Genomic DNA, 14,819 nt, shown 5'->3' with positions numbered 1-14,819 from the left:
TCATGAACTCATCACTCAGTCGTCGCGGCTTCCTCGCCTCGGCCGCCGGTGTCACGGCCGGCCTGACCCTGGCCGGCTGCGGGGACTACCGCCCCGTGTCGACCAAGGCCGCCAACGCCAAGGTCCCGCTGCCCGCCTACATCCCGTACAACGGCGTCCCGACATCCATGCCGGCCACCGCCGCCGGTGTCGCGCCCGGGTATCTCAACTTCCCGGCCAAGCCGGTGAAGTCACTGCCGGGCGGCCCGCCCGCCAAGGGCCCGGCCATCGACATCATGACGCTGATCTTCAACCCGGTGCCGCCGCCGGTCACGGACAACGTCATGTGGCAGGCCCTGAACAGGAGCGTCGGGTGCGATCTCAACTTCCAGATCTCACCGGTCAGCGACTACCCGAACAAGTTCGCCGTGACCGTCGCGGGCGGCGATCTGCCCGACACCATGCTGATGCTGCCGCCGAGCCAGAACTCCGCCGCCACACCGGGCATGCTGGACGCGCTCTTCCAGGACCTGACCGAGCATCTCTCCGGTGACGGCATCCGGGACTACCCGTACCTCGCGAACATCCCGTCCCCCTCCTGGGCGCCCTGCGTGCTCAACGGCGGTATCTACGCGATACCGATGCCCCGCCCGCTCTCCGGCGGCCCGATCTTCACCCGGCTCGACCTGATCCGCGCACGCGGTCTCGACCCGGACCCGAAGAGCTGGCAGGAGTTCTTCCGGCTGTGCAAGGACGTCACCGACCGCAAGCACAGCCAGTACGCCATGGGCGACCCCATCACCGCGTTCGACACCGTGATGCAGATGCTCGGGGGACCCAACAAGTGGCGTGAGGAAGGAGGGAAGTTCACCTGGTGGTTCGAGACCGAGGAGGCCAGGCAGACCCTGGACGCGGTCCGCCGGATGACCAAGGCCGGCGTGATGCACCCGGACGCCTACAGCGTCACCGGGAAGGTGAAGGACTGGTTCGGCACCGGACAGACTGTCCTGAACCCCGACGGGCCCGTGGCCTGGAACGACTACTACTCCATGTACGCCCCGGCCACGAAGGGCTTCGAACTCGGCTACCTGCTCGCGCCCGGCTGGGACGGCGGCGAGGGCGTCCAATGGCAGGGCCAGTCCTACTACGGCATGCTCATCATCAAGAAGGCGCCCAAGGAGCGGATCAAGCAGATCCTGCGCGCGATGAACGCACTCGCCTCGCCCTTCGGTACGGACGGCTACCTGCTGCGCAAGTACGGCGTCCCCGGCGCGGACCACACCCTCAAGGGAACCGACCCGATCCTCACCCCGAAGGGCCAGGCCGAGGTCACCCTGCCGACGATCTTCGCCACGGACGCGCCCTTCACGCTGTACTACCCGTCCGGGCCGGAGATCGTGAAGACGCAGTACGCGTTCCAGAAGGAAGCGGTCGAACGGCTGCTCGCCAATCCGACCGAGGACCTCTACTCGCCGACCAACGCCAAGATGTCCGCGCTGCTCCAGAAGACCCTGGACGACACCCGCAAGGGCATCATGCAGGGCCGCGTCCCCCTCAAGGAGTGGGACGAGGCGATGCGGAACTGGCGCAAGCAGGCCGGCGACCGGATCCGCGCGGAGTACGAACAGGCATGGGAGAGCCGCCAGTCATGAACCGCACCCCCGCAGAGGACCGCGCCCACTGGGAGCGCACCGCAGACCGGATGCTGCTCGCCGTACGGCCGTACGCCACCGACGAGCACGCCCTGATCAGCCTGCCCGGCGTCCCGAGCCACAACGGCGCGCACAGCGACGGGCTCGAAGGCTTCGCCCGCACCTTCCTGCTGGCCGGATTCCGGCTGGCGGGAGCGGGCGGAGCCGACCCGCTCGACCTCGCCGGCTGGTACGCCGCGGGCCTGGCCGCGGGCACCGACCCCGCGAACCCGGAGCGCTGGCCCACCTTCGCCGAACGCGGCCAGGCGAAGGTCGAGGCCGCGTCGATCGCGATCGCCCTGCACGAGACCCGGCCGTGGATCTGGGACCGCCTCGACGACCGGGTCCGGCAGCGGGTCCTGGACTGGCTGGCGCCCATGGTGGGCGACCCGATGCCGGGCAACAACTGGATCTGGTTCCAGGGCGTCACCGAGGCGTTCGCCCGCACGGCCGGCGGACAGTGGCGCCAGCAGGACCTCGACCGGGTCATCGCCCTCACCGACGGCTGGTACGCGGGCGAGGGCTGGTACTCGGACGGGCTCACCGGCGCCGCCCACCGCAACTTCGACCACTACAACGGCTGGGCCATGCACCTGTACCCGCTGTGGTTCTGCCGCATCCTCGGCGACGCCGCGCCCGCCGGACTCCTCGACCGCTACCGGACCAGGCTGCACCGCTTCCTGGCGGACCAGCGGCTCCTGATCGGCGGCAACGGCTCACCGCTCGTCCACGGCCGCTCCCTCACCTACCGGCACGCCGCGCTCGCCCCGCTGTGGACCGGCGCACTGTTCGACGCCACACCGCTCGCGCCGGGGGAGACCCGGGCGCTCGCCGGCCGGATGCTGGACCACTTCACCGACCACGGCGCCACCGACGAGCACGGCCTGCTGACACTCGGCTGGCACCGGCCCTTCCGCGGCATTTTGCAGGGGTACTCGGGCCCCGCGTCCCCGTACTGGGCGAGCAAGGGGTTCATCGGCCTCGCCCTGCCGCCCGAGCACCCGGTGTGGACCGAGGCGGCGCCCCCGCTGCCCGTCGAACAGGGCGACTTCACGCGGACCCTGACCGCGCCCGGCTGGCTCGTCTCCGGCACCGCCGCCGACGGGGTCGTCCGCGTCGTCAACCACGGCGGCGACCACGCGGACCCGGCCCGCCCGCACGCCGACGACCCCGGCTACGCCCGCTTCGCCTACTCGACGCACACCGCCCCTGAGACCCCCGGCGACCCCACCGTCCCCGGCGGCAGCGCGGACGCGGAGCCGCTCGACAACGCGGTCGTCCTGCTGGACGCGGCGGGACGCGCCTCGCACCGGCGCCCCGCGGAAAGGATCTCCATCGACGGGGCCACGGCCGTCTCCCGGTCCCGCGCGCACTGGCCGAAGGATGCGACCTGGGACGTCTTCGGCGGGCCCGACACCCCCTACACCCTGGGCCCCTGGATCACCACGGGGTCGGCCCTGCGGGGGTCCGTCGAGGTGCGCGCCGTACGGGTCGACGGCTGTGCCGAGGACCGTGCGGACGGCGGCGCGGCGGCCGGTCACCGGCTGCGTGTCGGTGGCTGGGCGCTGGCCGTCGATCCCCGCTCCGGGGCCGGCGCCGCAACCGTGGAGGGGGCCGCGGCCCGGGTCGAGGGAGCCGACGGGCTGGTCTCCGTCGTCATCGGGGCACACGGGCTGCCCCGCGCGGCCTCGGTGGCCGGAGCCGGCTCCAACGCCCTCGGAGGCACCTCCGCCACCCCGGTCGTGGCGACCGAGGGACCCGTCACAGACGGCGCGATCCACGTCGCCCTCGTCCACCTCGGCGGCACCGGCCCCGGCGCCCTGCCCCAGGTCACCACCCGCGCCGAGGGCGACGCCCTGCTCGCGGACGTCACCTGGGCCGACGGCGCGCACGACACCATCCGGCTGCCCGCCCCCGACGACTCCGCGTACGACCCCTGGAAGGACCAGCTCCGTGCATGACGACCGCCGGATCATCGAGGCCCGGATCCGCAAGCTGCTCGACCGGGTCGTTCGCCCCGCCGTCTACAGCGCCGTACGCCCGCTGGCCCTGAGCGCCTGGCGCGTGGACGGCGAGCCCGTCCCCGTCGCCGAGGCACTGGGCGCCGACTACGAGCCCTTCACGGTCGGTGACGCCTGGGGCAGCCCCTGGCAGACGACCTGGATGCGGGCCCGCACCGACATTCCCGGCGACTGGTCGGGGCGCCGCGTGGAGGCGGTCTTCGACCTCGACTTCGACCTGTCCAAGGGGCCCGGCGGCCAGGCCGAGGGCCTGGTCCACGACGGCCTGGGCACGCCACTCCAGGGCCTGCACCCGTACAACCGCAGCGTGCTCCTCGACGACTCCGCCGCCGGAGGCGCCACCGTCGACCTGCTGATCGAGCTGGCCGCCAACCCGCCGATCGTCGGCAGCGCCGGACTCCACCTGCACCACGGCTCCCTGGAGACCGCCGGAAACGCTCCGCTCTACCACCTCAAGCAGGCCGACATCGCGGTGCGCGAGGAAGACGTGTGGCACCTCGTCCACGACATCGAAGTGCTCGACGAGCTGATGCACGAGCTGCCGCTCAGCTCCACCAGGCGCCACGAGATCCTCTACGCCCTGCGCCACGCCGCCGACGCCGTGGACCCGGCGGATGTCGCCGGAACGGCGGCGCGGGCCAGGGGGCTCCTGGCCGACGTGCTGTCCCGGCCCGCGCACGCCTCCGCGCACACCCTCTCCGCCGTCGGCCACGCACACATCGACTCGGCATGGCTGTGGCCGGTGCGCGAGACCGTACGCAAGTGCGCGCGCACCTTCACCAACATGACCACCCTCGCCCAGGAATACCCCGAGCTGGTCTTCGCCTGCTCCTCCGCCCAGCAGTACGCGTGGATGAAGCAACAGCGCCCGGACATCTACGCCCGGATGAAGAAGGCGGCGGCCGACGGCAACTGGGTCCCGGTCGGCGGCATGTGGGTCGAGGCGGACGGAAACCTGCCGGGCGGTGAGGCGCTCGCCCGCCAACTCGTCTACGGGCGGCGCTTCTTCGCCGAGGAGTTCGGCGTGGATCAGCCCGGGATCTGGCTGCCCGACTCGTTCGGGTACACCGCCGCCTACCCGCAGCTCGCCAGACTGGCGGGCGCCGAGTGGTTCCTCACCCAGAAGCTCTCCTGGAACGAGACGAACCGGCTGCCCCACCACACCTTCGAATGGGAGGGCATCGACGGCTCGCGCATCTTCACCCACTGCCCGCCCGTCGACAGCTACAACGCCTCACTGACGGCCAGGGAGAACGCCCACGCAGAGGGCAACTTCAGCGACAAGGGCGTCGCCACCCGCTCCCTCGTCCCGTTCGGCTACGGGGACGGCGGCGGCGGCCCCAGCCGCTCGATGCTGGAGAAGGCGCGCCGACTGCGCGACCTCGAAGGCTCACCGAAGGTCGTGGTCGAATCACCCGACGCCTTCTTCGAGGCGGCGCGCGCCGAACGCGAGGGCGCGCGACTGCCCGTCTGGCGCGGCGAGTTGTACCTGGAGAACCATCGCGGCACCTACACCAGCCAGGCCCGCACCAAGCGGGGCAACCGGCGCAGCGAGGCGCTGCTGCGCGAGGCCGAGCTGTGGGCGGCCACCGCCGCCGTACGGTCCGGCGCGCCCTACCCGTACGAACGGCTCGAATCGCTGTGGCAGCGGGTCCTGCTCAACCAGTTCCACGACATCCTGCCGGGCTCGTCCATCGCCTGGGTGCACCAGCAGGCCGAGCGGGAGTACGGCGGGATCCACGCCGAACTGGAGACGCTGATCGCAGACGCGGCCGAGCGGCTGCCGGGCCGGCCCGCACTGCTCAACGCCGGGCCGTACGCGCGCCGCGAGGTCGCCGTGCTCGCCGGCGACCCGGGGTTCCCCGGCGCACAGCGCCTCGCCGACGGGCGTACGGCCGTCCTCGCGGAGACCGGACCGCTGGCCTCCGGCGGCGCGGCAGAGGCCCGCGAGCCCGTCACGGCCCGCGCACAGGACGGCGGATTCGTCCTCGACAACGGGGTGCTGACCGTCGTCGTGGACCGGCGCGGCCTGGTCACCTCGGTGTACGACCACGCGGCACGGCGGGAGGCGATCGCCCCCGGCGCCGTCGGCAACCTCCTCCAGCTCCACCCCGACGACCCGAACTTGTGGTCCGCGTGGAACATCGACTCGTACTACCGCGACGTCGTGCACGACGTCGACACGTGCGAGTCGGTGGCACTCGCGGACGAGGGCCCGCTGCTCGCGTCGGTGCGCGTCGAGCGCGTTCACGGCGACTCGCGGTTCGTCCAGCACATCGAACTCGCCGCCGAGAGCCGCCAGGTGACCGTCCGCAACGATATCGACTGGCAGGAACGCGACACGGTGCTGAAGGCGGCCTGGCCGCTGGACGTGCACGCGGAACGGGAGAGCGCGGAGATCCAGTTCGGCCATGTGCAGCGGCCCACCCACGAGAACACCAGCTGGGACGCCGCCCGCTTCGAACTGTGGGCGCACCGCTGGGTGCATGTGGGCGAGCGGCGCTGGGGCGCCGCACTGCTGACCGACTCGACCTACGGGCACGACGTGCGCCGCGACACCCGCCAGGACGGCGGGACCACCACGACGCTGCGCCTGACCCTGCTGCGCTCCCCGCACAGCCCCGACCCGCAGGCCGACCGGGGCACCCACCGCTTCGGCTACGCGCTGCTGGCCGGCGCCGGGATCGAGGAGGCCGTCGCGGGCGGCTACGCGCTGAACCTGCCGCTGCGGGCGGCCCCGGCGGAGACGGCCGCACTGGTCACGCTCGACACCACGGATGTGGTGGTGGAATCCGTCAAGCTCGCCGACGACCGGAGCGGCGACGTCGTGGTCCGGCTGTACGAGGCGTGCGGGGGAGCGGTCAGGGCCGGCCTGAGCGCCGGATTCCCGCTCGCCGGGGCACAGGACTGCGACCTGCTGGAGCAGCCGGAGCGCGAGCTGGCGCCGGAGGACGGGGCCGTCGCCCTCGCGTTCCGGCCCTTCCAGATCCGTACGCTGCGCCTGCGACCGGCGGCGAGGAAGTGAAGTCACCCGGAGAGAGGGACAGTTGTGCCGCGGGGCGCGTCCGCCCCCGACGCACTGTCCCACCCGCGTCGTACCATTCCATCGATTCTGTTGCCGTCGCAGGCGAGGCGGCGATTTCGCCGCCGCCGCGCGCCGAGGCTGGGAGAGGCACGTTGACGAGCAAGACGGCGAGCACGGAGAAGGGCGCCATCCGGCGTGGCACCAACCTGCCGAGGATGGGGGACTTCAACGAGTCCGTGATCCTCGACGCCATCCGCCGGCGGGGGCGCGGCGGCCTGAGCCGGGTGGAGCTCGCGCAGGCCACCGGGCTGTCCGCGCAGACCGTCTCCAACATCACCCGACGCCTGCTGGACCAGGGCCTCGCCCGCGAGTCGGGCAAGCACAACACCGGCAGCGGAAAGCCCCGCACCCTGCTGGAGATCGTCCCCACCTCCCGGTACGCGGTGGGTGTCCATCTCGACCCCGCCGTGATCACCTGCGTCCTGGTGGACCTGCTCGGGAAGGTCGTGGCCCAGCGCAGCCGGCGTACCCCCAGTGGCGGCGACACCGACGGCACCGTCGCGGACATGGCCGCGTCCGTGTCCGGGATCGTGGCGGAGTCCGGGATCGACGACGGACGGATCCTCGGCCTCGGCATCGCCGCGCCGGGCCCCATCGACGTCACCGCGGGGTGGGTGGTGGAGCCGCCCGAACTGCATGGCTGGGGCCGCTATCCGCTGCGCGACCGGCTCAGCGAGGCGACCGGGTTCCCGGCCCTGCTCGACAAGGACGTCACGGCCGCCGTCGTCGCCGAGCGCTGGGCGGGAGCGGCCACCGACAGCCGCAACCTGCTCTTCTTCTACCTCGGTACGGGGTCCGGCATGGGGCTGGTGGTGGACGACACCGTGCTGCGCGGCGTCTCCGGGAACGCGGGCGAGGTGGGCGGGCTCGGCGCCGCCTGCTCGACGCGGACCCTGGTCGAGGAGGCCATCGCCCTCGGCGTGCTCGGGGGCGAGTACACCGTGCTCGATCCGGCCGACGCGCAGAGCGGCCTGGAGCGCCTCGGGCGGCTCGCCGCGGAGGGGGACGCCCAGGCGGACGGCATCATCGAGCGCCTGGGGCTGCGCGTCGGCCGGGGGGTGTGCGCGGCGGCGACCCTCCTCGACGTCGACAGCATCGTCTTCGGCGGACCTGCCTGGCACGTGCTGGGTGAGCGTCTCCTGGCCACCATCGAGCCGATGGTGGCCAGGTCCCCGTTCGTCAGGGCGACCCATGCCACGACCGTCGCCTCGACCACCCTGGGCGAGAACGTGGCCGCCGTCGGTGCGGCCTCCCTCGTCCTGGACCGGGCGCTCTCCGCCCAGCCGAGGTCGCTGCTGCTGGGCTGAGGGGACAACGGGCGAGGGGGCACACGGGCCGGGGGAGCCCCAGGGCATGCGGGCCGGGGCTCCCCAGGGCATAAGGCGCAAGCCGTCATGATGCGTTTGCAATAGCCCGCGCATGCAATTATTGTTATCGCTTGTAAGGCGCTGTTGCATGCGTGCCCCCCCGGAGAGAACGAGACATCATGAGCTCCATCCCGACCATCACCCTCAACAACGGCGTCACCATGCCGCAGCTCGGCTTCGGGGTCTTCCAGGTCCCCGACGAGGAGACCACCGCCGCCGTCGCCACGGCCCTCGATGCCGGATACCGCAGCATCGACACCGCCGCGGTCTACGGCAACGAGCGGGGCGTCGGCCGCGCGCTCGCCGAATCCGACATCGCCCGTGACGAGCTGTTCATCACCACCAAGCTGTGGAACGCCGACCAGGGCTACGACTCCGCGCTGACCGCTTTCGACGCCTCCCTGGACAAGCTCGGGCTCGATCACGTCGACCTCTACCTGATCCACTGGCCGACCCCGGCCCGCGACCTCTACTCAGAGACCTGGCGCGCCCTGGAGAAGCTCCTCGCGGACGGGCGCACCCGCGCCATCGGCGTCTCCAACTTCCAGCCCGCCCACCTGGAGCGCCTGCTGAAGAGCGCCTCCGTCGTCCCTGCCGTCAACCAGATCGAGCTGCACCCCGGCCTCCAGCAGCGGGAACTGCGCGACTTCCACGCCCGCCACGGCATCGCCACCGAGGCCTGGAGCCCGCTCGCCCAGGGCGCCGTCCTGAGCGACGAGGCAGTCGTCTCGCTCGCGGCGAAGCACGGCAGGAGCCCGGCCCAGATCGTCCTGCGCTGGCACCTGCAGACCGGCAACGTGGTCATCCCCAAGTCGGTGACCGAGGCCCGCATCCGCGAGAACCTCGACGTCTTCGGCTTCAGGCTGAGCACCGAGGACATCGAGGCCCTCACCGCCCTGGACCGCGCCCTGCGCACCGGCCCGGACTCCGACACCCTCAACTGACACTCGCCGGCCACCACCACACCCCCCACGCACAAGATCGAGGCACCACCATGACCATCCGCTCCCTGCTGCCCGGCCGCATCGGCTTCGGCACCGCGCCCCTGGGCAACATGTTCCGCGCCATCCCCGACGAAGAGGCCGCCGCCACCGTGCAGGCCGCCTGGGACCAGGGCATCCGCTACTTCGACACCGCCCCGCTGTACGGCGCAGGCCTCGCCGAGATCCGCCTCGGCCACGTCCTCGCCGACAAGCCGCGCGAGGAGTACGTCCTGTCCACCAAGGTCGGCCGGGTCATCCTCGACGAGGTCGAGGACCCCGCGAGCCGCCGACTCGGAGAAAAGGGCGCCCTCTTCGAGCACGGACGCCCCAACAGGATCGTCAACGACTACAGCGCCGACGCGACGCTGCGTTCCGTCGAGGACAGCCTCAAGCGCCTCGGGACGGACCGCCTCGACATCGTCTGGGTCCACGACATCGCCCAGGACTTCTACGGCGACGACTGGCTGGCCATGTACGAGAGCGCCCGCACCGGTGCGTTCCGCGCCCTGACCCGGCTGCGCGAGGAGGGGGTCATCAAGGCCTGGGGGCTCGGCGTCAACAAGGTCGAACCGCTGGAGATGACACTGGACCTGGACGAGCCCCGCCCCGACGCGTTCCTCCTCGCCGGCCGCTACACCCTGCTCGACCACTCACGGGCCCTGCAGCGCCTGCTGCCCGCCGCGGCCGAGCGCGACGTCGACATCGTCGTCGGCGGACCCTACAGCTCCGGCATCCTCGCCGGCGGCAACCACTACGAGTACGCCGAGGCGCCCGCCGGCATCGTCGAGAAGGTGAGCCGGATCAAGGCACTGGCGCAGGAGCACGGCATCGGCATCAAGTCCGCCGCGCTCCAGTTCGTCCTGGCGCACCCGGCCGTCGCCGCGGCCATCCCCGGCGCGACCCGCCCCAGCCGCATAGCCGAGGATCTCGGCGCCCTCACCGAGAACGTGTCGTACGCCTTCTGGAAGTCACTGCGGGACCAGAAGATCATCGCCCATGACGCACCCGTTCCGGTGCGGGAGGCGTCATGACCGCCACCACCGTCACCCTCACCACCGCGTGGTCCGCGGACCGGGTCTGGCAGCTCATCGGCGGTTTCGGCTCCCTGCCGGACTGGCTCCCGTACATCAAGGAGAGCCGGCTCGGCGAGGGTGCCCGGCTGCGCACTCTGACGAACGAGGAGGGCGGCGTCATCGTGGAACGCCTGGAGTCCTTCGACGAGCAGGCCCGCAGCTACGCCTACTCCATAGTCCGGGCCCCCTTCCCGGTCACGGGCTACCGCTCCACGCTCCAGGTTGTCGACCTGGGCGCGGCGGGGTCCAGGGTGGAGTGGTCGGGAACGTTCACGCCGGACGGAGTCGCCGACGGCGAGGCGACCGCCCTCTTCGAGGGCATCTACCGCGACGGACTCGCCGCACTGGAGAAGACCCTCGCCGCCTGACCCGGCGGGCACTCCGGAACAAGGACACCTGAGACACCAGCCGCTCACCGCCCCTGTGCTATCCAGGGGCGGTGACGACTTCTCATCCCTCCGGCAGGGCCTTCGACGCGGTGCTGTGCGATTTCGACAACGTGATCCGGTTCTATGACACGACGCGGTTGACGAGCCTGGAGCGCCTCGCGGGGCTGGCCCCGGGCACGACCATGGAAGTGGCCTTCGCGCCGGAGACGGATCTGCCACTGCTCCTCGGTGAGATCACGCAGAAGCAGTGGGTGGAGTCCATCGCGCTCGGCCTGTCCTGCCGGGTGCCACGGGCGCGGGCTCACGAACTGGGCGCGGCGCTTGCCGAGGCGCCGTTCCGCGCCGACGAGGCGGTGGTGGGCCTGCTCCGTCGGGCGCGCGCTCACATGCCCCTGGTCCTGGTGACCAACGCGACCCTGGAGTTGGAGAGCGATCTGGTGTCGCTGGGGCTGGCGGACTTCGCGGACCACGTCGTGAGCAGTGCCCGGGTGGGGGTGGCCAAGCCGGACCCGAAGATCTACGAGATCGCTGCCGAGCGGGCCGGCGTCACCGTGGACCGATGCCTTTTCGTGGACGACCGGCTGGAGAACATCGAAGCCGCGGTCGCGCTCGGGATGACCGGCGTGCACTACCGCGGACCAGCAGACCTCCAGTCGGCGCTCGGGTCCCTGCTGGACGGCTGAGTTCCTCGGTCGACGCCGCAACAGGTGTGCCGAGAGCCCGATCGCGTTCAAAAACAAATAAGGCTGGTTGATAAGGTAGCCTTAGTACATGAATGAAGATCTGGATCCCGGAAAGGTCGCCGCCTCCCTGCTCGTGGGCGTCGGCGCGCTGCTGCGGCGTGTGCGGCAGGTGCCCACCGGGGGCGGGCTCACGATGCCCGAGCGGACCGCTCTGTCGCATCTGGAGCGTTCGGGGCCCACCACGTCCTCCGCGCTGGCCCGGGACGTGCAGATCACCGCCCAGGCCATGGGGGCGACGCTCGCCGCGCTGAGGTCCAGGGGCCTGGTCGAGCGCAGCCCCGACCCGGACGACGGCAGGCGCGTGGTGCTGACGGTGAGCCAGGCCGGCCGGCGGGAGCTGAAGGACAAGCGCAACGCGCGCACCGAGCTCATCGCCCAGGCCCTGGCCGGCGGCGCGTTCACTCCGGCCGAGCTGGAACAGCTCGCGGCGGCAGGGCCACTGCTGGACCGGCTGGCCCAGAACATCTGAACATCCGGCACCGACGCGACCACGAGGAGTCAGGCGGATGACGGACCCAGCCAGGACGCGCGCCACGCGCAGCTCGCCCGGTGACCGGTACAAGTGGACGGCACTGACGAACACGACCGCCGCGGTCTTCATGTCCGCGTTGGACGGCTCCATCGTGCTGATCGCCCTGCCGGCCATCTTCAGGGGTGTGCACCTGGACCCGCTGGCCCCGGGCAACATCGCCTACCTGCTGTGGATGATCATGGGGTACCGGCTGGTCCAGGCCGTCCTGGTGGTCACGGTGGGGCGACTGGGAGACATGTACGGCCGGGTCCTGATCTACAACTCCGGGTTCGCGGTCTTCACCTTCGCCTCGATACTGCTGTCCTTCGACCCGTTCGACGGGGGCCACGGAGCGATGTGGCTGATCGCCTGGCGCCTGTTGCAGGCCGTCGGCGGCTCGATGCTGACGGCGAACTCGGCCGCGATCCTGACCGACGCGTTTCCCGAGGAACAGCGCGGCTTCGCCCTGGGCATCAATCAGGTCGCCGCCCTGGCCGGGATGTTCATCGGTCTGGTCGCCGGGGGACTGCTGGCGGCCTGGGACTGGCGGGCGGTGTTCTGGGTGAACGTGCCGGTCGGGGTGTTCTTCACGGTCTGGGCCTACCGCACCCTGCGGGAGACCGGAAAGTGCGGCGGCGGCCGGATCGACTGGTGGGGCAACGTCACCTTCGCGGTCGGACTCAGCGCGGTCCTGATCGCGGTCACCTTCGGCCTGCAGCCCTACGGCGGGCACACCATGGGCTGGACCAATCCGCTGGCTGACGGACTGATAGCCGGGGGACTGATCCTCCTGGCCGCGTTCGTCGTCATCGAGAACCGCGTCTCCGCACCCTTGATCGAACTGAGCCTGTTCCGCCTGCGGGCCTTCACCTTCGGCAACCTGGCGGGACTGGCCATCTCGATCGGCCGAGGCGGGATGCAGTTCGTACTGATCATCTGGCTGCAGGGCATCTGGCTGCCGTTGCACGGCTACGACTACAGCGACACGCCCCTGTGGGCCGGCATCTTCATGCTGCCGCTGACGGCCGGATTTCTCGCCGCCGGTCCCGTCTCCGGCTATCTGTCCGACCGGATCGGTTCCCGGGGCCTGGCGACCGGCGGTGCGCTGCTGTTCGGCGCGAGCTTCCTGGGACTGATGTTCCTGCCGATCGACTTCAGTTACTGGATATTCGCTGTGCTGATCACGCTGAACGGGATCGCCAGCGGCATGTTCGCCTCCCCCAACTCCTCCTCGATCATGGGCAGTGTCCCCGCGCGGCTGCGTGGCGTCGCCTCCGGCATGCGTGCCACATTCCAGAACTCCGGCACCGCCGTCTCCATCGGCGTGTTCTTCTCCCTCATGATCGCCGGGCTGGCCGGCAGCCTCCCGCACACGCTGACCAGCGCACTGCAGCAGCAAGGCGTGCCGGCGCAGGTCGCCGCCCAGGTCGGCAGCCTGCCCCCGGTCTCGTCGCTCTTCGCCGCCCAGCTGGGAGTCAATCCGATCCAGCACCTGCTCCAGCCCACCGGCGCTCTCACTCACCTCACCGAGGCGCAGCAACAGGCCCTGACCGGAAGTGAGTTCTTCCCGTCCCTGATCGCCGGCCCGTTCCACTCCGGCCTGATCATCGTGTTCGCCTTCGGCGCCGCTCTCGCGCTGCTCGCCGCGATCGCCTCCGTCCTGCGCGGCAGCAACCCCGCCGCCAAGGCCCCAACGCCGCACGAGACCCAGGCCGCCGACCCCCTCGCGCGACCGCAGGGGTAGCTCAGCGGCCGAGACCACCGAACCGTTTGGCCAGGCAACCGGCCGGCATACACAGGAGAAACAACCGCATGACACTGACAACGATCGATCCCAGGCCCGCGCTCGTCGTGATCGACCTGCAGAAGGGCATCGTCTCCGCCCTGGCCGGCAGTCCACTCGCCACCGCCGCTGTCGGCCGGGCGACTCACCTGGCCGCCTCCTTCCGGCGTCACGACCTGCCCGTGGTCCTCGTCAACGTCACCGGACGCGCGTCGGGGCGTACCGACACCGGACGGCCCGGGAGCAACGGCGGCCTGCCCGCCGGCTGGGCAGACCTCATCGACGAACTCGATGTCCAGCCGGCCGACCACCTGATCACCAAGCGGCGGCGCAGCGCGTTCCACGACACCGGCCTCGACACCCTCCTGCGAGACCTGGGCGTCACCCAGATCGTGCTCGCGGGCATCTCGACCAGCGCGGGCGTCGAGTCGACCGCACGCTCGGCCTCCGACTACGGGTACCACGTCGTGATGGCCACCGACGCCATGGGCGACCCCGATCCCGAGGCCCACCGCCACAGCATCGAACGCGTCTTTCCCAAGATCGGTGAAACCGCCACCACCGCCGAGGTCCTCGACATGGTCGAGGCGACACGATGACGCTGCTCGGCAGGCTCCTGAACAACCGCAGAGCGGGCGAGGCCCACACGGCGTGGAACCTGCCGAACCTCCACGGCCCCGCACTACTGACCCTCACCAGCCGGGACTTCGCCCACGGCGACCCCATGCCACCGCGACACGGTGCGAAGAACATCGGCGGCGAGAACCTGTCGCCCCACCTGGCCTGGACGGCGCCGCCATCCGGAACCGCCCAACTCCTCCTGGTCGTCGAGGACATCGACGTCCCCCTGCCCAGGCCTGCCGTGCACTGCGTGGCCCTCGTCGACCCGGCATCCGGAGAGCTCGCCCACGGCGCCCTCGACGCGCGGCGGCCCGCCACCGGGGTGCGGGTGCTCCGCTCCACCATCGGACGGGGCTACCACGGCCCCGCGCCCATCAAGGGCCACGGACCACACCGCTACACCTTCCAGCTGTTCGCCCTCGCGGCTCCTGTGGACGGCGCCTCCGGCGCGGCGGCGGCCGACCGGGCGCGGCCCCGCGCACTCCTGGGCGCCGTCACCGCACCCGTCCTCGCCCGATCCCGGCTGACCGGCACCTACGAACGCTGACCGCGGGCACATGAGGTCATCGCGAC

At 71.3% G+C, this 14,819-nt stretch carries 12 protein-coding genes; all 12 read left to right on the top strand.

The genetic code is table 11. The features are described from left to right. Positions 1–2: 2 nt before the first annotated feature. Positions 3–1,631: a substrate-binding domain-containing protein gene (locus tag OG892_RS01060; RefSeq protein WP_371628136.1), complete on the top strand. Its 1,629-nt coding sequence runs from the start codon at positions 3–5 to the stop codon at positions 1,629–1,631. Further along, on the top strand, positions 1,628–3,631 hold the full coding sequence (locus OG892_RS01055; RefSeq protein ID WP_371628137.1) for a DUF2264 domain-containing protein: 2,004 nt from the start codon (positions 1,628–1,630) through the stop codon (positions 3,629–3,631). Before OG892_RS01060 ends, OG892_RS01055 begins: the two co-directional genes overlap by 4 nt. After that, positions 3,624–6,716 carry an alpha-mannosidase gene (locus OG892_RS01050; RefSeq protein WP_371628138.1) on the top strand — a complete coding sequence of 1,031 codons (3,093 nt, stop codon included), beginning with the start codon at positions 3,624–3,626 and terminating at the stop codon, positions 6,714–6,716. The genes OG892_RS01055 and OG892_RS01050 overlap by 8 nt, the downstream gene beginning before the upstream one ends. 152 nt (positions 6,717–6,868) lie before the next feature. Further along, entirely contained in the window at positions 6,869–8,083 is a 1,215-nt protein-coding gene (locus tag OG892_RS01045; RefSeq protein ID WP_073738850.1) for an ROK family transcriptional regulator, read from the top strand. A gap of 179 nt (positions 8,084–8,262) precedes the next feature. After that, a complete protein-coding gene (locus tag OG892_RS01040) occupies positions 8,263–9,087 on the top strand; it encodes an aldo/keto reductase (RefSeq protein WP_371628139.1) in 825 nt (274 codons plus the stop codon). 50 nt (positions 9,088–9,137) lie between these two features. Beyond that, a complete protein-coding gene (locus OG892_RS01035) occupies positions 9,138–10,157 on the top strand; it encodes an aldo/keto reductase (RefSeq protein WP_371628140.1) in 1,020 nt (339 codons plus the stop codon). Beyond that, positions 10,154–10,567 (top strand): SRPBCC family protein, encoded by a 414-nt coding sequence (locus OG892_RS01030; RefSeq protein ID WP_328868204.1) that lies wholly within the window; start codon positions 10,154–10,156, stop codon positions 10,565–10,567. Before OG892_RS01035 ends, OG892_RS01030 begins: the two co-directional genes overlap by 4 nt. A gap of 71 nt (positions 10,568–10,638) precedes the next feature. Next, positions 10,639–11,271 (top strand): HAD-IA family hydrolase, encoded by a 633-nt coding sequence (locus tag OG892_RS01025; RefSeq protein ID WP_328868205.1) that lies wholly within the window; start codon positions 10,639–10,641, stop codon positions 11,269–11,271. A gap of 88 nt (positions 11,272–11,359) precedes the next feature. Then, on the top strand, positions 11,360–11,800 hold the full coding sequence (locus tag OG892_RS01020; protein ID WP_328868206.1) for a MarR family transcriptional regulator: 441 nt from the start codon (positions 11,360–11,362) through the stop codon (positions 11,798–11,800). A 37-nt stretch (positions 11,801–11,837) separates the two neighbouring features. Next, entirely contained in the window at positions 11,838–13,586 is a 1,749-nt protein-coding gene (locus OG892_RS01015; RefSeq protein WP_371628141.1) for an MFS transporter, read from the top strand. A gap of 68 nt (positions 13,587–13,654) precedes the next feature. Beyond that, positions 13,655–14,224, top strand: coding sequence for an isochorismatase family cysteine hydrolase (locus OG892_RS01010; protein WP_371628142.1), 570 nt, complete (start codon positions 13,655–13,657; stop codon positions 14,222–14,224). Further along, on the top strand, positions 14,221–14,793 hold the full coding sequence (locus tag OG892_RS01005; RefSeq protein WP_371628143.1) for a YbhB/YbcL family Raf kinase inhibitor-like protein: 573 nt from the start codon (positions 14,221–14,223) through the stop codon (positions 14,791–14,793). The genes OG892_RS01010 and OG892_RS01005 overlap by 4 nt, the downstream gene beginning before the upstream one ends. Positions 14,794–14,819: the final 26 nt, after the last annotated feature.

This window comes from Streptomyces sp. NBC_00341 (assembly GCF_041435055.1).
Taxonomy (GTDB): Bacteria; Actinomycetota; Actinomycetes; order Streptomycetales; family Streptomycetaceae; genus Streptomyces.
This window is presented reverse-complemented; position numbering and strand designations above follow the sequence as displayed.

Coding starts and splice junctions, on each gene's coding strand:
- OG892_RS01010 (WP_371628142.1), top strand. CDS start 13,655: ATGACACTGACAACGATCGATCCCAGGCCCGCGCTCGTCGTGATCGAC.
- OG892_RS01040 (WP_371628139.1), top strand. CDS start 8,263: ATGAGCTCCATCCCGACCATCACCCTCAACAACGGCGTCACCATGCCG.
- OG892_RS01005 (WP_371628143.1), top strand. CDS start 14,221: ATGACGCTGCTCGGCAGGCTCCTGAACAACCGCAGAGCGGGCGAGGCC.
- OG892_RS01055 (WP_371628137.1), top strand. CDS start 1,628: ATGAACCGCACCCCCGCAGAGGACCGCGCCCACTGGGAGCGCACCGCA.
- OG892_RS01015 (WP_371628141.1), top strand. CDS start 11,838: ATGACGGACCCAGCCAGGACGCGCGCCACGCGCAGCTCGCCCGGTGAC.
- OG892_RS01060 (WP_371628136.1), top strand. CDS start 3: ATGAACTCATCACTCAGTCGTCGCGGCTTCCTCGCCTCGGCCGCCGGT.
- OG892_RS01035 (WP_371628140.1), top strand. CDS start 9,138: ATGACCATCCGCTCCCTGCTGCCCGGCCGCATCGGCTTCGGCACCGCG.
- OG892_RS01030 (WP_328868204.1), top strand. CDS start 10,154: ATGACCGCCACCACCGTCACCCTCACCACCGCGTGGTCCGCGGACCGG.
- OG892_RS01020 (WP_328868206.1), top strand. CDS start 11,360: ATGAATGAAGATCTGGATCCCGGAAAGGTCGCCGCCTCCCTGCTCGTG.